13 protein-coding genes are annotated in these 16,695 nt (G+C 64.6%); 8 read left to right on the top strand and 5 right to left on the bottom strand.

What is annotated here, in order from left to right:
- Positions 1-17 precede the first annotated feature (17 nt).
- A complete protein-coding gene (locus tag V6Z91_RS22425; protein WP_338761392.1) occupies positions 18-1,661 on the top strand; it encodes a choice-of-anchor X domain-containing protein in 1,644 nt (547 codons plus the stop codon).
- A gap of 38 nt (positions 1,662-1,699) precedes the next feature.
- Positions 1,700-2,002 (top strand): hypothetical protein, encoded by a 303-nt coding sequence (locus tag V6Z91_RS22420; protein ID WP_338761390.1) that lies wholly within the window; start codon positions 1,700-1,702, stop codon positions 2,000-2,002.
- Positions 2,003-2,152: 150 nt separating this feature from the next.
- Here V6Z91_RS22420 and V6Z91_RS22415 read toward each other — a convergent pair whose 3' ends face one another.
- Positions 2,153-3,049 carry an AraC family transcriptional regulator gene (locus V6Z91_RS22415; RefSeq protein ID WP_338761387.1) on the bottom strand — a complete coding sequence of 299 codons (897 nt, stop codon included), beginning with the start codon at positions 3,047-3,049 and terminating at the stop codon, positions 2,153-2,155.
- A gap of 97 nt (positions 3,050-3,146) precedes the next feature.
- Between V6Z91_RS22415 and V6Z91_RS22410 the strand changes: the two genes are divergently transcribed.
- Complete coding sequence (locus V6Z91_RS22410; protein WP_338761384.1) at positions 3,147-3,890, top strand: SDR family oxidoreductase; 744 nt, start codon at positions 3,147-3,149, stop codon at positions 3,888-3,890.
- A 108-nt stretch (positions 3,891-3,998) separates the two neighbouring features.
- Here the strand turns inward: V6Z91_RS22410 and V6Z91_RS22405 are convergent, their stop codons facing one another.
- The gene (locus tag V6Z91_RS22405; RefSeq protein ID WP_338761382.1) at positions 3,999-5,273 is read right to left on the bottom strand and encodes a TIGR04552 family protein; all 1,275 of its coding nucleotides are present in this window, start codon (positions 5,271-5,273) and stop codon (positions 3,999-4,001) included.
- A 248-nt stretch (positions 5,274-5,521) separates the two neighbouring features.
- On the opposite strand from V6Z91_RS22405, the gene prfB reads away from it, so the two are divergent.
- The 3 genes from prfB (at position 5,522) to lysS (ending at position 8,866) form a co-directional block, all read left to right on the top strand.
- Positions 5,522-6,626 (top strand): peptide chain release factor 2 gene (gene prfB, locus V6Z91_RS22400; protein ID WP_338761380.1). Its coding sequence is split into 2 segments (ribosomal slippage): positions 5,522-5,602 and positions 5,604-6,626, totalling 1,104 coding nucleotides; the frame shifts between segments, so codons are not numbered across the junction.
- Positions 6,627-6,629: 3 nt separating this feature from the next.
- Positions 6,630-7,319, top strand: coding sequence for an HAD family phosphatase (locus tag V6Z91_RS22395; protein ID WP_338761378.1), 690 nt, complete (start codon positions 6,630-6,632; stop codon positions 7,317-7,319).
- A 2-nt stretch (positions 7,320-7,321) separates the two neighbouring features.
- Entirely contained in the window at positions 7,322-8,866 is a 1,545-nt protein-coding gene (lysS, locus tag V6Z91_RS22390; protein WP_338761375.1) for a lysine--tRNA ligase, read from the top strand.
- Between the two features lie 267 nt (positions 8,867-9,133).
- Here lysS and ppnN read toward each other — a convergent pair whose 3' ends face one another.
- Entirely contained in the window at positions 9,134-10,504 is a 1,371-nt protein-coding gene (gene ppnN / locus V6Z91_RS22385; RefSeq protein ID WP_338761373.1) for a nucleotide 5'-monophosphate nucleosidase PpnN, read from the bottom strand.
- Positions 10,505-10,689: 185 nt separating this feature from the next.
- Here ppnN and V6Z91_RS22380 point away from each other — a divergent pair, with 185 nt between their 5' ends.
- Positions 10,690-12,189 (top strand): oligopeptide:H+ symporter, encoded by a 1,500-nt coding sequence (locus tag V6Z91_RS22380; protein ID WP_338761370.1) that lies wholly within the window; start codon positions 10,690-10,692, stop codon positions 12,187-12,189.
- Between the two features lie 145 nt (positions 12,190-12,334).
- On the opposite strand, the gene glpD is transcribed toward V6Z91_RS22380, so the two are convergent.
- Positions 12,335-13,882, bottom strand: a complete 1,548-nt coding sequence (gene glpD / locus V6Z91_RS22375) for a glycerol-3-phosphate dehydrogenase (protein ID WP_338761367.1) — start codon at positions 13,880-13,882, stop codon at positions 12,335-12,337.
- Positions 13,883-14,007: 125 nt separating this feature from the next.
- A complete protein-coding gene (locus tag V6Z91_RS22370) occupies positions 14,008-14,184 on the bottom strand; it encodes a hypothetical protein (RefSeq protein ID WP_338761365.1) in 177 nt (58 codons plus the stop codon).
- Positions 14,185-14,377: 193 nt separating this feature from the next.
- Here V6Z91_RS22370 and V6Z91_RS22365 point away from each other — a divergent pair, with 193 nt between their 5' ends.
- Positions 14,378-16,693: a PBP1A family penicillin-binding protein gene (locus V6Z91_RS22365; protein WP_338772012.1), complete on the top strand. Its 2,316-nt coding sequence runs from the start codon at positions 14,378-14,380 to the stop codon at positions 16,691-16,693.
- Positions 16,694-16,695: the final 2 nt, after the last annotated feature.

Below are 16,695 nucleotides of genomic sequence, written 5' to 3'. Positions count from 1 at the left end.
TGAAAACTACGAAACCAATGAAGTGGTCCGCCCGCGCGGCCGCCGGCCGCATGATGGTGGCGGCGGCACTCGGGGCGATCGTACCGCTGGCGGGCATGGCACCGGCCGGCGCGCAAACCGTGCCGGTAGCAGTGAATATGCCGGCCACCGTGTCCGGCGCGGTCGTGCCGGGCGCAACGTCGCTCGACATTCCCTTCTCCGTCGCCGGCGCCGACGGCCTGCGCCTCGAACTGATCGCACCCGTCGACGGTGTGTCGCTGACCTTGCTCGACCCGGCCGGCAACGTCGTCATCGCGCCGGGCGACCCGCGCGCGACGTTCCGGCCGGGCAGCCTCGCCAGCCCGGCCCTGCCCGGCGGGATCTTCGAGATCGCCGAACTGCCCGAACCGCTGGACGGTACCTGGACGATCCGCCTGGCCTTCCCCGCCGCCCCCGGCAAGACCGTGGCACTGGGCACCGTCTTCGCCCGATCCCGCTACCAGGTAGGCGTGGCCGTCGAGCGCGACACGCTGCTCGTCGGCGAGGATGTCTCGCTCGGCCTGTTGGTACTCGAGGACGGACAGCCGATCACGGGCCTGGCGCCGACGATCGCCCTGAACGGCGGTGCGCCGCTGGGCGCGGCCGACGATGGCCAGGGGGCCGATGGAAAGGCGGACGATGGCGTGTACAGCGTCGACCATACGTTCACCGCCGCCGGCGACTACACGATCACCGGCAACGTCGCCATCCCGACCCCGAAGGGCACGATCAACCGCACCGCCACGGCGCGCGTAAAGGCCGTGTCTCCGCAGCTGAACAATGCGACCGTGGGCCTGACCACGCTGCGCGGCGCCAACAACTGCGTCTCGTCGCTCAGGGTCGATTTCGGCTTCAATGTGCTGAAGGCAGCGCGTTATTCGACGCTGGTGCGGCTCACCGCGCCAAACGGCCGATCGATCGACGTGCGCAAGGCCGCCGGCTACGGCACCGGCGCAAGTTCCGTCACGGCCGAATACAAGGCAGCCGATATCCGCACCAGGCTGGGTGCCGACGGGCCCTACGCCGTGGCGCTGATCGACGCGCTCGAACTGGGTAACGAGCAGTTCACGCTGGCTTACCGCCAGCGCGACGCAGGGACGTTCACGACGAGCCTGGCCCAGTTGTGCTCGGGCGCGATCGAGGTGCAGCCGCAGCTGACCGCGACCCCGATCCTGCGCGACGGCCATATCGACCGCTTCCGCCTGGCCTTCCCGATCACGGTGACGAACGGCGGCTTCTACCAGATCTCGTACAAGGTGGTGGGGCCGAACGGCGAGGACATCGAACTGGTGAACGCCTCGCGCTCACTGGTGGCGGGGGCCAACAATGTGGAAGTGGAACTGGCTTCGGACAGGTTCCAGGTGGTCGACGGCCCATACCGGGCGATCTCGCTCGTCGTCCTGCAGGGCAGCAACAGCGCGCGCGTGGCGACGATCGGCAGCACGGCGGCGTACTCGCGCTGGCAGTTCTACCCGAAGAAGGCGGGCGACCTCGATGGCGATGGCCTGGTGGGCGCGAACGACGCAGCGCTGCTGTCGCAGCAACGCGGTGCTCCGGTGTACACTCCGGGTGACCGCCGCGACATCAACCGCGACGGCACGATCGACATCCGCGACGTCCGCGCTCTGCAGCAGTTGCGCTGAGCCGCCTTTCCAGGAGCAGCAGCACGGTGAAGCCGTCAGTGACCGCACGCCGCCACATCCCGGCACTGGCCGCCGCCATCACGGCGGCCTATTTCCTGCTCGCCATCGGCGCGGTCAGGGCGTTCGCGCTCGGCCTGCCGGGGTGGCTGGAACAGTCGCTGTCGGTGCTGGCCGCGCCCGGCATCATCGCGCTGCTGGCGTGGAACCCCGTGTTCGCGCCGCTGGGCATGACGGCGGGTGAGGCTGTCGTAGTGCCGAAGCTGCTGCCTTGCCTGCTGATCATTGCACTGTATGCGGGGTTGGCGTATCTGGTGGCGCGCCTGCTCACCAGGCGCCGATAAACCGGCCGGCCCGTCGCACGGTTCCTTCTATCGCGTCGGAGGCGCGAAGGTCCCCGCCTCGACATCAAGACCATATCGCGGCCTCCGCGGTTCGGGGCCGATCGTTAACATCCGATTCGCCCCAGGCAGACGTCCGGCCGACCGGTATGACTACTGCAATCCAATATAGGCACTTGGCGGGACTCCTGCGTGGCGACTGAACGCAGTACTGAAACTGCTTGCCGATCCATACCCTATTCTTTCAGCAATTTCGGCTAAAGCGAGTTTGTTTTGACGCAGCAGATTCTTCGCGAGCGCCATGCGCCAGGCGAGCAGGTATCCCATTGGCGTCAGGCCCACTCCGCGCGAGAAACGTCCGAAGAACGCCGATCTCGACAGCGCTGCCTTCGCGGCCAGTTCACTGACTGTCCAGGGATGGGCAGGCTCCGCATGCATGTGCCTGATTGCCGTGGACAAGCGAGGGTCCGCAAGTCCGCGGAGCAGACCGGGCGTTGCATCGTGTCCAGACGTCGTGCGTAATGCTTCAACGAGCAGAATTTCGATGAGCCTTCCGAGCACCAGCTCCCGCCCCGATCTCTGTTCGAGCGACTCCTCTCTGACCATCTGGACCCACCGCTTGAGCCGCTCGGCGCCCCGGATATGCAGCAGCGCCGGCAGCAGCGAAACGAGCAGGGCCGCATCTGGTGAATCGAAAGCGAAGTATCCGCCGAGCATACGCATTTCGGCGGCGCCGTCCTGTCGGCCGTGACGGATCTCGCCCTCGCTTGCCTTGGCGGAGGCCGGATCCATGAGGGTCGGTGCAGCCGTGTCCGAGCTCGACAGGGTGAAGCCTGGCGTCGCGGGAAGCAGAACGAAGTCGCCAGCTTGTAATCGGACGGGCTGTTGACCATCGACCGCAAGCATGCATTCGCCGTCCAGCATTGTGCAAAAGCTCGGTTCGCCAAACTTCTCGTACCGCACCGCCCACGAGCCGGCACCGCCGATGAGCTTCGAGAAGACCGCACGGGGTTTCATCAGGCCGATAATTTCGGACAGCGGATCGGCCATGACAGGACTCTCGCAAATGATATCGGGACCCTGGATTATAGCGAATCCACTCGCCGCCTTGTAAAGTCATGCCACACCAATACATGAAAGGCAGGCAATGAAAACGATTCTGATTACCGGTTGTTCTTCCGGCTACGGTCTGGAAACTGCACGTCACTTTCACGCGAAAGGATGGAATGTAGTGGCGGCCATGCGCACCCCGAAACCGGAAATCCTGATGCCGCGCGATCGGCTGCGTGTCCTGCCCTTGGACATCACGCGGAGCGCAAGCATCGAGCAGGCCGTCGCGCTGGCCGGGCCGATCGATGTTCTGGTCAATAACGCGGGGATCGGATTGTTCGGCGCGTTCGAGGCAACCCCGATCGACACTGTCCGCGAGGTCTTCGAAACCAACACGTTCGGCACGATGGCAATGACCCAGGCGGTCTTGCCCCAGTTCAGGGAGCGCAGGTCCGGGCTCGTGATTAATGTTACCTCGACCGCGGCCATGGCGCCCTTTCCCCTTGTCGCGGCTTACACCGCAAGCAAGACCGCAATCGAAGGGTTCACTGAATCGCTGGCGCTCGAGCTCGCGAACTTCGACGTACGGGTCAAGCTGGTCGAGCCCGGCTATGGCCCCAGCACGCGCTTCGCTGCAAATGGCGCGGAGCGCATGCAGGGATTGATATCCGAGCCTTACATGGCCTATGCGCGCTCGATCTTTGCTGCCTTCGGCGCGGCAGCCACCGTGACCACCGAGGCAGCGGTAGCGGCCGCAGTCTGGCACGCGGCGAACGATCCAGCCGCTACCCTGCGCTATCCGGCGGGCGACGACGCCATTGCGCTTGCCCAGGCACGGTGAGGTGACGCGCGAAGAAGAGCGGCGCTTGAATCCTCGGGACGCCGCCTTCACGGTGGCGCTGATCGGGTGCGCTCATCGCGCCAGGACGACGCCGCGCGAACTCGCGGCTCACCGCCTGGATGAAGCGCGCCCCGCCAGGCCAGCCGGGGCACTTGACGGCCCGTGTCCAGTGATCGCATTGCTCGTCGGCGGTGGCGTGCCAGGTGTCGGCTCCGGCTCCGGCGCCGGGCTGGAATGGGCAGCGATCCAGTCGCTCAACTCGCGGCCGAAGACACGCAGGCGGGCCGTCTCGACCTGGCGGCGCTTATAGGCCGCGTGGCTGGAGGGACCGGACATACTGCGCTGATGGCTTTCCTTGTCCATCAACTGCAACTCATAGTCGAAGAAGAAGCCGACGTCATAATCCTGGCCCGCAGTTTCCGGATAGCCTTGTTCTGCTTGCAAATGAATCATCTTGCGCACCGTGACCTGGATGCTGCTGAAATCAGCGCCGCTGTGGGGATTGTCGGCGCGCGTCTGGCGCTTGGCGACGGCCAGGAGCTCTGCGTCCATCCGTTGCAGCAGCTCGGCCGGATAATCGTGACTGCGCTCCAGCATGAGGCGGTACTTCACGAAAATCTCCTTGGCCGCTTCCAGGTCGAGCAAGGTATTGCGGGTGCGGTTAGGCTCGATGTTCGTGATCGAAAGGATGTGCGCGCGCTGCAGGGTCTCCAATGCCAGCAAGCATTCGAAGCGGGTGCCGAAGACGAGGCGCACGCCCAGGTGATCGTAAATATCCTGGGCCAGGTAGGCCGCCTTTTGCAGAAGCTTGAGGAGGATGCTGTTGCGGCCCTTGTTGCGCTTGCGTTCGAGATGGTGCAGCGGGAGGCACAGCTCGCCGTCGGACAGGAAGTAATGACCGTGGTCGTCTTCGTGGATTACCTCGTCCAGCGTCGCGAACACCTGGTCGCGGATCGTATTGAAGTGGCGCAGTTCCAGATTGTTGTCGATGTAAAAAATCGCATGCATCACCTTGAGAACGGCACAGGACCACATGCGCAGTTCGCTATTATGCTGGGCGTGATGGGATGCGTAGACCAGCAGCTGGACCGGATCGTCGGGCGCGTACACGTCGCGTGGAATGAGCCTTCCCTGGGCCGGCTGCAAGAACGTGCCGATGACGAAATCGACTGCCTCGCGGTGGCACTTGCGGATGATGTCGCGGGCGACAGGCTGGTCGAGGTCGTAGCCATATTCGCGCACGAATTCGCGCGCATCATGCAGGTTACGCAGGGCGAGCGCGCCCAGGTCGATTGCCGAGCGGCCACTGGCCATGGCTCCCAGGTAGCCCCAGTTCAACGAGAACTTGCGCTTGCTCTCGAGCGTCGGCCGAAATTCGCTCATGTCTGTTGCCTCGATCTGCTCTCTTCGACCAAGTATCCGACTGTTCGGTATTGAGGTCAATTAATATCCGATGCGTATGTGCATCAGGCCTGCAAGCGGCCCGGCTATCTGCACCGGATTGGCCCGCAGAGGGCACGCCAGCTGCCATTTCAAGTGGTACACGCTCCCCCTGCTCCCGCCAGCCTGCCGCCGGCGCCACGTAAGGTATAATCCAAGGTTTGATCGCCCTCTACAGAGACAAGAAAACCATGGAAGCAGAACGCATCAATTCCCTCGCCGCCCAGCTCGCAGACCTGACGTCCCGCGAAGCCGAACTTCGGAGGTATCTTTGACTTCGATAAGAAGTCGGAGAAACTGGAACAACTGAACGCCGAGCTCGAAGACCCGGCGGTCTGGAACGACCCGAAAAAAGCCCAGGACATGGGCCGCGAAAAGAAGGCTCTCGAAGCCATCGTCGACACGCTCGTCAAGGCGAAGAGCGACCTGGCCGACATGGCCGAGCTCTTCGAGATGGGCAAGGAAGAGAACGACGACGACACGCTGGAATCGGTGATCGCCGACACGGCCGAAATCGCCAAGGTCATCGAAGGCCTGGAGTTCCGCCGGATGTTCAACAACCCGATGGACCCGAACAACTGCTTCATCGACATCCAGGCCGGCGCCGGCGGTACCGAGGCGCAGGATTGGGCGTCGATGCTGCTGCGCCAGTACCTGCGCTATTGCGAACGCAAGGGCTTCAAGGTCGAGGTGATGGAACAGTCCGAGGGCGAGGTTGCCGGCATCAAGACGGCCACCATCAAGGTCGAGGGCGATTACGCCTACGGCCACCTGCGCACGGAAACCGGCGTGCACCGCCTGGTGCGCAAGTCGCCGTTCGACAGCGCCAACGGCCGCCACACCTCGTTCACGTCGCTGTTCGTCTACCCGGAGGTGGATGACTCGATCGAGATCGAGATCAACCCGGCGGACCTGCGCATCGACACCTACCGCGCATCAGGCGCCGGCGGCCAGCACATCAACAAGACCGACTCCGCGGTGCGCCTGACGCACGCGCCGTCCGGCATTGTCGTGCAGTGCCAGAACGACCGCTCGCAGCACCGCAACAAGGCCGAGGCGATGGAAATGCTGAAGGCCAAGCTGTACGAGCAGGAACTGCGCAAGCGCATGAGCGAGCAGCAGAAGCTGGAAGATTCGAAGACCGACGTGGGCTGGGGCCACCAGATCCGTTCCTACGTGCTGGACCAGTCCCGCATCAAGGACCTGCGTACCGGCTTCGAGACCGGCAACACGAAGAACGTGCTGGACGGCGACCTGGACGATTTCATCGCCGCCTCGCTGAAGCAGGGTGTGTAAGCGATGACGACCCACCCTCCCCGCGCGTTCATCTTCGACATGGACGGCACGATCGTCGACAACATGGCGTTCCACACGAAGTCGTGGGTGGCGTTCTTCGAACGGCGCGGCCACGACATCGACCCGGACGACTTCTTCCGCGCCACGGCCGGCCGCCAGGGCCATGAAATCATGCGCACCTACCTGGGCGCCGACCTGACGAAGGAGGCCGCGGCCCTGCTGGACGCCGAGAAGGAAGAGCTGTACCGCGAGCTGTACGCGCCGCACCTGGAAACCGTGGCCGGCTTCGAGCAGTTCATCGCGACGGCGCAGGAGCAGGACGTGCGCCTGGCCGTGGCCACGGCCGCGCCGCCCGCCAACATCGTGTTCACGCTCGACGGGCTGGACCTGCGCCGCCACTTCGACGCCGTGGTCGGCGCCGCCGACGTGGCGCGGGGCAAGCCGAACCCGGACGTGTTCCTGCTGGCGGCCGAGCGCTGCGGCGCCGCGCCCGAGCACTGCATCGTGTTCGAGGATGCGCCGCTGGGCGTGGAAGCGGCCCGCCGCGCCGGCATGCGCGCCGTGGTGCTGACCACCACGCTGCCGGCCGAGGCGTTCGCCGAATTCGACAACGTGATCTGCGTGGCACGCGACTTCACGGAACTCGATATCGCGACCCTGTTCGATACCAACAACATTCAACAAACGACGTAACCATGAACACCGAAACCCAAGCGGAAAACCAAGAGCAGCAGGCGCCAGGCCAGGACGACAACAAGATCATCGCCGAGCGCCGCGCCAAGCTGGCCGCCATCCGCGAAAAGGGCGTGGCCTTCCCGAACGACTTCCGCCCCGAGCACAAGGCGGCCGACCTGCAGGAGCAGTACGCCGGCAAGTCGCGCGAAGACCTGGAAGCGAACCCGGTGCCGGTGGTGCTGGCCGGCCGCATGATGTTGAAGCGCGAAGCGGGCAAGAAGGCCGCCTTCGCGACGCTGCAGGATTCGTCCGGCAAGGCCTGCGACGGCCGCATCCAGATCTACGTGACGCTGGACGTGACGGGCGAAGCGGCGATGGAAGCGTTCCGCGGCTACGACCTGGGCGACATCCTGGGCGTGAAGGGCACGCTGTTCAAGACCAAGACCGACGAGCTGACCGTGAAGGTGACGGAACTGCGCCTGGTGACCAAGTCACTGCGCCCGCTGCCCGATAAATTCCACGGTCTCGCGGACCAGGAAACCAAGTACCGCCAGCGCTACGTGGACCTGATCATGAACGAGGAAACGCGTCGCACGTTCAAGGCGCGCACGGCCGCGATCGCGTCGATCCGCCGCTTCATGCAGGACCATGAGTTCATGGAAGTCGAGACGCCGATGCTGCACCCGATCCCGGGCGGCGCGGCGGCGAAACCGTTCATCACGCACCACAATGCGCTGGACATGCAGATGTACCTGCGCATCGCGCCGGAACTGTACCTGAAGCGCCTGGTCGTGGGCGGCTTCGACCGCGTGTTCGAGATCAACCGCAACTTCCGCAACGAGGGCGTGTCGATCCGTCATAACCCCGAGTTCACGATGATGGAATTCTACGCGGCGTACACGGACTACCAGTGGATCATGAACTTCACGGAAGCCGTGATCCGCCAGGCCGCGGTCGACGCGCACGGTTCCGCGGTGCTCACCTACGGCGGCCGCGAGCTGGACCTGTCCAAGCCCTTCCACCGCCTGACGATCGTGGGCGCGATCAACAAGTTCGCGCCGCACTACACGAACGAGCAGCTGGAAGATGCGGAATTCATCAAGGCCGAACTGAAGAAGTTCGGCGTGAAGCCGCACGCGCACTCGGGCCTGGGCGCGCTGCAACTGGCATTGTTCGAGGAAACCGCCGAGGCGCAGCTGTGGGAACCGACGTTCATCATCGACTACCCGGAAGAAGTGTCGCCGCTGGCGCGCGCGTCCGACACCCGCAAGGGCATCACCGAGCGCTTCGAGCTGTTCATGGTGGGCCGCGAGATCGCGAACGGCTTCTCGGAGCTGAACGACGCGGAAGACCAGTCCGCGCGCTTCCTGTCCCAGGTGGCCGCCAAGGAAGCCGGCGACGACGAGGCGATGTACTACGACGCCGACTACATCCGCGCGCTGGAATACGGCATGCCGCCGGCCGGCGGCTGCGGCATCGGCATCGACCGCCTGATCATGCTGCTGACCGACTCGCCGAACATCCGCGACGTGCTGCTGTTCCCGCATCTGCGCAAGGAAGACTGATTTTCGACGGTGCCCATGAAAACGCGCGGCTTTCGCCGCGCGTTTTTTTTAGGGCCGTAGCCATCTGTGCCTGGTGTCGCACACCATTTCCAGGGGAAATGGTGTGCGACACTGGTTTTCTTCCCCGTCAGTCGCGGCCATCAGGGAACCCGGGTTTTCCCGGATCCGTGGGTGCCTCTGGAGAAAACCGGTGTCGCACACTTTTTCCGGAAAAAGCGCCGGAAAAAGTGTTCGACACCATACGGCGTTCCACACCATACGGCGGATCTACATCACCACCCGGTAGCATGGCACATACGCCTTGCCCGGCAGCTTCATCCGGCTGTGCGCCACGAACGAGGCCAGCAGCCGGTCCATCGGCTCCATGATCGCCACGTCGCCGTGGATCTCGAAGTGGCCATGTTCCTCGATGGCGCGGATGCCGTCGGCCTTCACGTTGCCGGCCACCACGCCGGAGAAGGCGCGCCGCAGGTTGGCGGCCAGCACGTGCACAGGCTGGTTCTTGTGCAGCTTCAGGTTGCGCATGTTTTCATGCGTGGGCGAGAACGGGCGCTGGAATTCCTCGTCGATGCGCAGCGCCCAGTTGAAGTAATAGGCATCGCTGCGGCTCTTGCGGAATTCGCGCACCTGCTTGATCCCCTCGAGCATTTCGCGCGCCACGCTTTCCGGATCGTCCACGATGATCTTGTAGCGCTTCTGCGCCTCTTCGCCCAGGGTCAGGCCGATGAACTCGTTGATCTGCGCGAAGTATTCGCGCGACGATTCCGGGCCAGTGAAGATCAGCGGGAAAGGAATCTCCGCATTGTCCGGATGGAGCAGGATGCCGAGGATGTACAGGATCTCTTCGGCGGTGCCGGCGCCGCCAGGGAACACGATGATGCCGTGGCCGGTGCGCACGAAGGCTTCCAGGCGCTTCTCGATGTCCGGCATGATTACCAGGTCGTTGACGATCGGGTTCGGCGACTCGGCGGCGATGATGCCCGGTTCCGTGATGCCCAGGTAGCGGCCATTCGTGAAACGCTGCTTCGCGTGGCCGATCGTGGCGCCCTTCATCGGGCCCTTCATCGCGCCCGGGCCGCAGCCGGTGCAGATATCGAGGGCGCGCAGGCCCAGCTGGTAGCCCACTTCCTTCGAGTAATTGTATTCGGCGCGGTTGATCGAGTGGCCGCCCCAGCACACGACCAGGTTCGGATTCGTTTGCGGACGCAGCACGTTGGCGTTGCGCAGGATGTGGAAGACGGCGTCCGTGATGCCTTCGGTGCGGCTCAGGTCGAACTTGGGATTGTCGGTGACCTCGTTGCTCACGAAGACGATATCGCGCAGCACGGCGAACAGGTGCTCGTGGATACCCTTGATCATCTTGCCGTCGACGAAAGCGATCGCCGGCGCGCCCTTGATTTCCAGCTTGATGCCGCGCTCGCGCTGCATGATGTTGATGTCGAACGACTGGTAGCGGTCCAGCAGTTCCTTGCCGTCGTCGATGGTGCTGCCGCAATTGAGAACGGCCAGCGCGCATTGGCGGAACGTCTTGTACAGTCCCCCCTTGCCGGTATCGAGCAACTTGACGACTTCCGCTTTCGACAGTACTTCGAGTTTGCCTTCTGGTGAAATCAGTGTATCGACAAAGCCTTGTTCCATGGTGCGTAATTCCTTTATTAAGTAACAGCGGCAAACCTCTTATTCCCTGCCAATATACGACATCGGCAACGTAAAAGGATGGCAATCTTTTCAAACGAACCACGTTGTTGCAACGCACCACATGATTCCGTCGACATCGCAGCAAGGTACATTACAATGGCGACTTTTTTTCCAGGAGATGCCGCATGAGCGGTTCAAGCAAGGCAGTAGACACGGCCATCCCCGAATTCAAACAGATTTTGGGGCATCCCGCTCCACTGTGGATGTTGTTCATGACGGAGTTCTGGGAACGCTTCGCGTTCTACGGCATCCGTTGGGCGCTCGTGCTGTATATCGTCGCCCAATTCCACGGTGGCGCGGCTTCCGGTGAGGCCGACGCAAACCTCACCTATGGCTCGTATCTCGCGCTCGTCTACGCGGCGGCGCTTTTCGGCGGCTATGTAGCCGACCGGGTCCTTGGCTACCAGCGTTCCATCCTGGTCGGCGCAGCCTTCATGGCGGCCGGCCTGTTCATGATCGCCGTGCCCGATCCCACCATCTTCAAGGTCGGCCTGGCCACGATCATCACCGGTAACGGCCTGTTCAAGCCAAACATTTCGACGATGGTCGGCAAGCTGTACGCAACCGCCGATTCCCGCCGCGATTCGGGCTTCACGATCTTCTACATGGGGATCAACGCGGGCGCGTTCATCGCGCCGATCCTGACCCAGCACCTGGCCCAGTATGTCTTCAACACGGGCGACATGCCCGAGTACAAGGTGGTGTTCATCGCTTCCGGTATCGGCATGCTGATCTCGCTGGTCTGGTTCTTCATCGGTCGCGCCGGCCTGAAAGGCATCGGCATGCCCGAGCCGCAGGCGGCCAGCACCGCCCGCATCCTGTACGTGGTGCTGGGTGCCCTGGCCGTGATTCCGGTCGTGTTCGCACTGCTGGCCGTCGGCGCCCAGCAGCTGCAAGGCGTACTGACCGTGCTGTTCATCCTGCTGGCCATCATGCTGCTGGTCGAAGGCTACCGCAACGGCCCCGTGGCGCGCGACAAGGTCTGGGCGATGATGATCATCTTCGCCTTCAACATCCTGTTCTGGATGTTCTTCGAACAGGCCGGCAGCTCGTTCACCTTCCTGGCCGAGAACATCGTCAACCGCGCGTTCGGCGACTGGACCTTCCCGACCGCCTGGTTCCAGAGCGTGAACTCGATCGCCATCATCACCTGCGCGCCGATCATCGCCGCGATCTGGATCTACACCGCCAAGCGCGACGTGGAACCGTCGATCCCCCGCAAGTTCGGCCTGGGCCTGATCTTCAACGGCCTGGCCTTCCTGCTGCTGGTGTTCGCGCTGAAGACGATGGTCGTGGACGGCAAGATCCCCTTCTGGACGCTGTTCATGGTCTACGTGATCCAGTCGATCGGCGAGCTGTGCCTGTCGCCGATCGGCCTGTCGATGGTGACCAAGCTGGCACCGACCCGCCTGGTGGGCCTGGGCATGGGCGGCTGGTTCCTGTCGACCGGCATCGGCAACAACCTGTCCGGCATCTTCGCCTCGCATGTCTCCGGCGAATCGGGCATGTCGGTGCAATCGGCGCTGTCCGGCTACAACTTCGGCTTCTGGTCGCTGGTGATCGGCGGCGCGATCCTGTTCCTGCTGGCACCGCTGATTCAAAAGCTGATGCATGGCGTGAAGTAAGCGTATCTCGCTCCAGTAAAGAACGGCGGCCCGCGGGCCGCCGTTTTTCGTTCTCGCAGAGGTGAAGAGCGGTCTCTTGCAAAGCACCCCAAGTCCTGCATCCGGGGTGAAACGCGCGAATCGGCCATTTGAAGAAGAGCCAGGCCTACCCCTGCACCAAAGGATGCGCACTTAACCAGGCATCCAATATCTCCGCCGCCCCCGCCGGCAAATGCAACCCCAGCTTCGTGCGCCGCCACAGGATATCCTCGGCCGTCGACGCCCACTCGTGCCGCCGCAGGTAGTCCAGCTCCGCCTCGAACAGCCCGGGCAACACCTCCTCCCCCATGTCCGCCATCGAGGCCCGCCCCTGCAGCAGCGCGTGGATGCGCGTGCCGTAGGCGCGGGCGTAACGGGCAATGAGCGGGCAGGCCAGCCAGCCGTAGTGCACCTGCAGGCCCGAGCGCCACCCGTCGAACTCCAGCACCGAGCGGGCTAGCGGCTGGGCGCCGAACAGGTCGCCGCCCGGCAGGCAGGCGCCGGCCGTCCAGGCGCCGGCGCGGTGGCCGAGCGCCTTGCAGACGAGGTCCGCGCCCTCCTCGGCCAGCTTGCGGTAGGTCGTCAGCTTGCCGCCGAAGACCGTCAGCAGCGGTGGCGAAGAGGACTGCGTATCGGCATCCAGTTGCAGCCGGTAGTCGCGCGTGACGGCGCTGGCCTTGGCCGCCGCGTCGTCCAGCAGGGGGCGCACGCCGGCGTAGCTCCACACCACATCGGCCGGCGTGACCGGGGCGCGAAAATACTGGCTGGCCACGCCGCACAGGTAGCGCACCTCGTCGTCGTCGATTGCCACGGCCGACGGGTCGCCGCGGTATTCCACGTCCGTCGTGCCGATCAGGGTGAAGTCCCGTTCGTAGGGAATGGCGAAGATGATGCGGCCATCGTCGTGCTGGAACAGATAGGCGTCCTCGTGTTCGAACATCCGCCGCACGACGATATGGCTGCCCTTCACGAGCCGCAGGTGGGTCGACGAAGGGCGGTGCAGCGCCCCGTCCAGGAACGCCGCCGCCCACGGCCCGGCCGCGTTGACGATACAGCGCACGGTGATGTGCTTGTGCGTACCGTCCGGCTTGCGCAGGGTGACGCGCCACAGGCCATTCTCGCGCCGCGCCTCCGTGCACGCGGTGCGCGGCAGGATGCACGCGCCCTTCTGCTTGGCGTCCAGCGCGTTCAGCACCACCAGGCGGGCATCGTCGACCCACGCGTCCGAATAGATGAACGCCTGCGCGAAGGCCGGCCGCAACGCCCGCCCGGCCGGATGGGTTGCCAGCTGAACGCTCTCCGAACCCGGCAGCAGCTCGCGCCGGGCCAGCCGGTCATACAGGAACAGCCCGGCGCGGATCAGGGCCGCGGGGCGCTGGCCCGTGTGCGGCATCACGAAGCGCAGGGGCCGCACCACGTGGGGCGCCGCGCGCAGCAGCACTTCGCGCTCGGCCAGCGCCTTGCGCACCAGGCCGAATTCATAATGCTCGAGGTAACGCAGCCCGCCGTGGATCAGCTTCGTGGAGGCGGACGAGGTATGTGCCGCCAGGTCGTCACGCTCGCACAGCACCACGCACAGGCCGCGTCCCGCCACGTCGCGGGCGATGCCCGCGCCATTGATGCCGCCTCCTACCACCAACACGTCGCAATCGACGTCCTGCCTTGCCGCAGCCATGTGATCCCCGGACCTCGTAGTTACCAACAGTAGTCACCAACAATCGTCACCAACAATAATTACCATCAAGATACGTCTTTACGCGGCGCCGGGCAAGCCTGCACACTTCGTTCCCTGTTTCGCGGCTACCCATCCTCGCCCTTCCTGTTCCGCTTCCTGATCGTGTCCGACTGCTCCTGCGCGGGCTTGGTCGCGGGCGGCGGCGCGACCGGCAGCGGAAAGCCGAGGAACACCATCACCAGAAATATCGGCAACAGCAGATAGAAGACCGGACGGCGCCAGTTGAGCTTGGACTTGAGCATGCGGCCTAACTCGGCGCTGTGGTCATGATTTCAAGGGAGGCCGAACAAATATGGCTGGCCGGCGTGGCGCACCCGCGACGGAGCGTGGCCGATCAGCCCTGGTCTATAATGATTGGCGTTTTTGTAACCCCGCCAACCGGATAACCACCTCTTGAGCAAGCTCCCTTCCTGGCTGAACCGCCGCACCCTCACGCTGGGCCTGATCGCCGCCACCGTCGCAGGCCTCCTCGCCACCCTGGCCCTTCTCGGCTACCTGTTCCTGATCGTGCGACCCCGCCTGCCCGAGCTCGACGCCGTGATCGACTACAAGCCCAAGATTCCGCTGCGCGTGTACACGGCCGACAAGGTGCTGATCGGCGAATTCGGCGAGGAGCACCGCGACTTCGTGCCGGTCGCCAAGATCCCGGAGATGATGAAGAAGGCGGTGCTGGGCATCGAGGATACCCGCTTCTACGAGCACGGCGGCGTCGACTGGCTGCGCTTCCTGGGCGCCATGAAGGCCAACCTGTCCGGCAGCTTCCGCCAGGGTGCGTCGACGATCTCCATGCAGGTGGCGCGCAACTTCTACCTGACGCGGGAAAAAGTCATCTCGCGCAAGCTCAACGAGATCATGCTCACCTACAAGATCGAGGCAGCCCTGTCCAAGGACGAGATCCTGGAGCTGTACATGAACCAGATCTACCTGGGCCAGCGCTCCTTCGGCTTCGCGGCGGCGGCACAGACCTACTTCGGCAAGCCGCTCGACAAACTGTCGATCGCCGAGATGGCCATGCTGGCCGGCCTGCCGAAGAATCCGGCGCGCCACAATCCCGTCACCAACTTCAAGCGCGCCAAGGCGCGCCAGCAGGTGGTGCTGAACCGGCTGCACGAACTGAACTACATCACCGATGCGCAGTACGAGGCGGCGATGAACGAGACCCTGCAGGTCAACCGCCGCGGCCAGTCGTTCGACACCCATGCCGAGTACGTGGCCGAGCTGGCGCGCCAGGCCGCCTATGCCGAATACAAGGAAGACGCCTACACCCAGGGCATCGTGGTGCGCACCACGATCGTCTCGAGCGACCAGGATGCCGCGTACGAGGCGGTGCGCCGCAACGTGATCGCCTACGACCAGCGCCATGGCTACCGCGGCCCGGAGGCGTTCATCGCCCTGCCGTCGGACGAGGAAGAGCGCGAGGAGGCGATCGACCGTGCCCTGTCGCTGCGCCCCGGCAGCGAGGGGCTGGTCGCCGCGGTCGTGCTATCCGCCAGTACCCGCGAAGTGCGCGCCGAGACGGCCGACGGTCTCGATGTCACGATCACCGGCGATGGCCTGAAGCTGGCCGCCGCCGCGCTGTCCTCGAAAGCCAAGGATGCTTTCCGCATCCGGCCCGGTGCCGTCATCCGCGTGGCCCACGACAGCCGCAAGGGCTGGGCGATCACGCAGGTGCCCGCCGTGGCGGCCGCCTTCGCCGCCATCGATCCGGAAACCGGCGCCTACCGCGCGATGGTGGGCGGCTTCGACTACAACCTGCAGAAGTTCAACCACGTCACGCAGGCATGGCGCCAGCCCGGCTCCGCCATCAAGCCCTTCGTGTATTCGGCCGCGGTGGAAAAGGGTTATGGCCCGGCCACGCTCATCGACGATTCTCCGCTCGAGCTGCCCGGCGGCGCCAACGGCGAACCGTGGCGGCCGCAGAACGACGACTTCGTGTTCGACGGCCCGATCACGATGCGCGTGTCGCTCGCCAAGTCGAAGAACGTGCCCTCGGTGCGCATCCTGCGCGCCGTCGAGGTGCCGTATGCGCACGAATTCCTGGGGCGCTTCGGCCTGGACCTGTCGCGCCACCCGCAGAACCTGACGATGGCGCTGGGCACCGGCGCCGTGACGCCGGAGCAGCTCACCGGCGCCTACGCCGTGTTCGCGAACGGCGGCTACCGCGTGCAGCCCTACCTGATCGCGAGCATCGAGGACGCCAACGGCAAGGTGCTGAAGGCCACTAAACGCGCGCCGCAGCCGGACGAATCGGCCCGCGTGCTCGATCCGCGCAACGCGTTCATCATGGACAGCATGCTGCACGAGGTGGCGCGCACCGGCACGGGCGCGGCGGCGGTTCAGCGCATCGGCCGGCCGGACATCGCCGGCAAGACCGGCACAACCAGCGACGCCATCGACGGCTGGTTCGGCGGCTATGGCGGCGGCATCGTGGCCGTGGCATGGATGGGTTACGACGAACCGAAGTCGCTGGGCAGCCGCGAGTTCGGCTCGACGCTGGCGCTGCCGATCTGGATCGACTACATGCGCTCGGCGCTGAACGGGCGCCCGATCGTCGAGCGGCCGGTGCCCGAGGGCGTGGTGCAGGTGAACGACGACTGGATGCTGGAAGAATATGCGAACGATCCGGCCGTGCGCGCGATCGACCTCGATCCGGGCTTCATCGAGGGCGCCGAGCCCGCGCCGCCGCTCGAGGGGGCCGAGCCGGCGCAGCCCGCCCAGCCGGAGCCGGCGCCCTCTCCCTATATAAACTGAGA

The organism is Massilia sp. METH4 (assembly GCF_037094685.1).
GTDB lineage: Bacteria > Pseudomonadota > Gammaproteobacteria > Burkholderiales > Burkholderiaceae_D > Rugamonas.
This window is presented reverse-complemented; position numbering and strand designations above follow the sequence as displayed.

Coding starts and splice junctions, on each gene's coding strand:
- V6Z91_RS22425 (WP_338761392.1), top strand. CDS start 18: ATGAAGTGGTCCGCCCGCGCGGCCGCCGGCCGCATGATGGTGGCGGCG.
- V6Z91_RS22415 (WP_338761387.1), bottom strand. CDS start 3,049: ATGGCCGATCCGCTGTCCGAAATTATCGGCCTGATGAAACCCCGTGCG.
- V6Z91_RS22410 (WP_338761384.1), top strand. CDS start 3,147: ATGAAAACGATTCTGATTACCGGTTGTTCTTCCGGCTACGGTCTGGAA.
- V6Z91_RS22405 (WP_338761382.1), bottom strand. CDS start 5,273: ATGAGCGAATTTCGGCCGACGCTCGAGAGCAAGCGCAAGTTCTCGTTG.
- V6Z91_RS22395 (WP_338761378.1), top strand. CDS start 6,630: ATGACGACCCACCCTCCCCGCGCGTTCATCTTCGACATGGACGGCACG.
- lysS (WP_338761375.1), top strand. CDS start 7,322: ATGAACACCGAAACCCAAGCGGAAAACCAAGAGCAGCAGGCGCCAGGC.
- ppnN (WP_338761373.1), bottom strand. CDS start 10,504: ATGGAACAAGGCTTTGTCGATACACTGATTTCACCAGAAGGCAAACTC.
- V6Z91_RS22380 (WP_338761370.1), top strand. CDS start 10,690: ATGAGCGGTTCAAGCAAGGCAGTAGACACGGCCATCCCCGAATTCAAA.
- glpD (WP_338761367.1), bottom strand. CDS start 13,882: ATGGCTGCGGCAAGGCAGGACGTCGATTGCGACGTGTTGGTGGTAGGA.
- V6Z91_RS22370 (WP_338761365.1), bottom strand. CDS start 14,184: ATGCTCAAGTCCAAGCTCAACTGGCGCCGTCCGGTCTTCTATCTGCTG.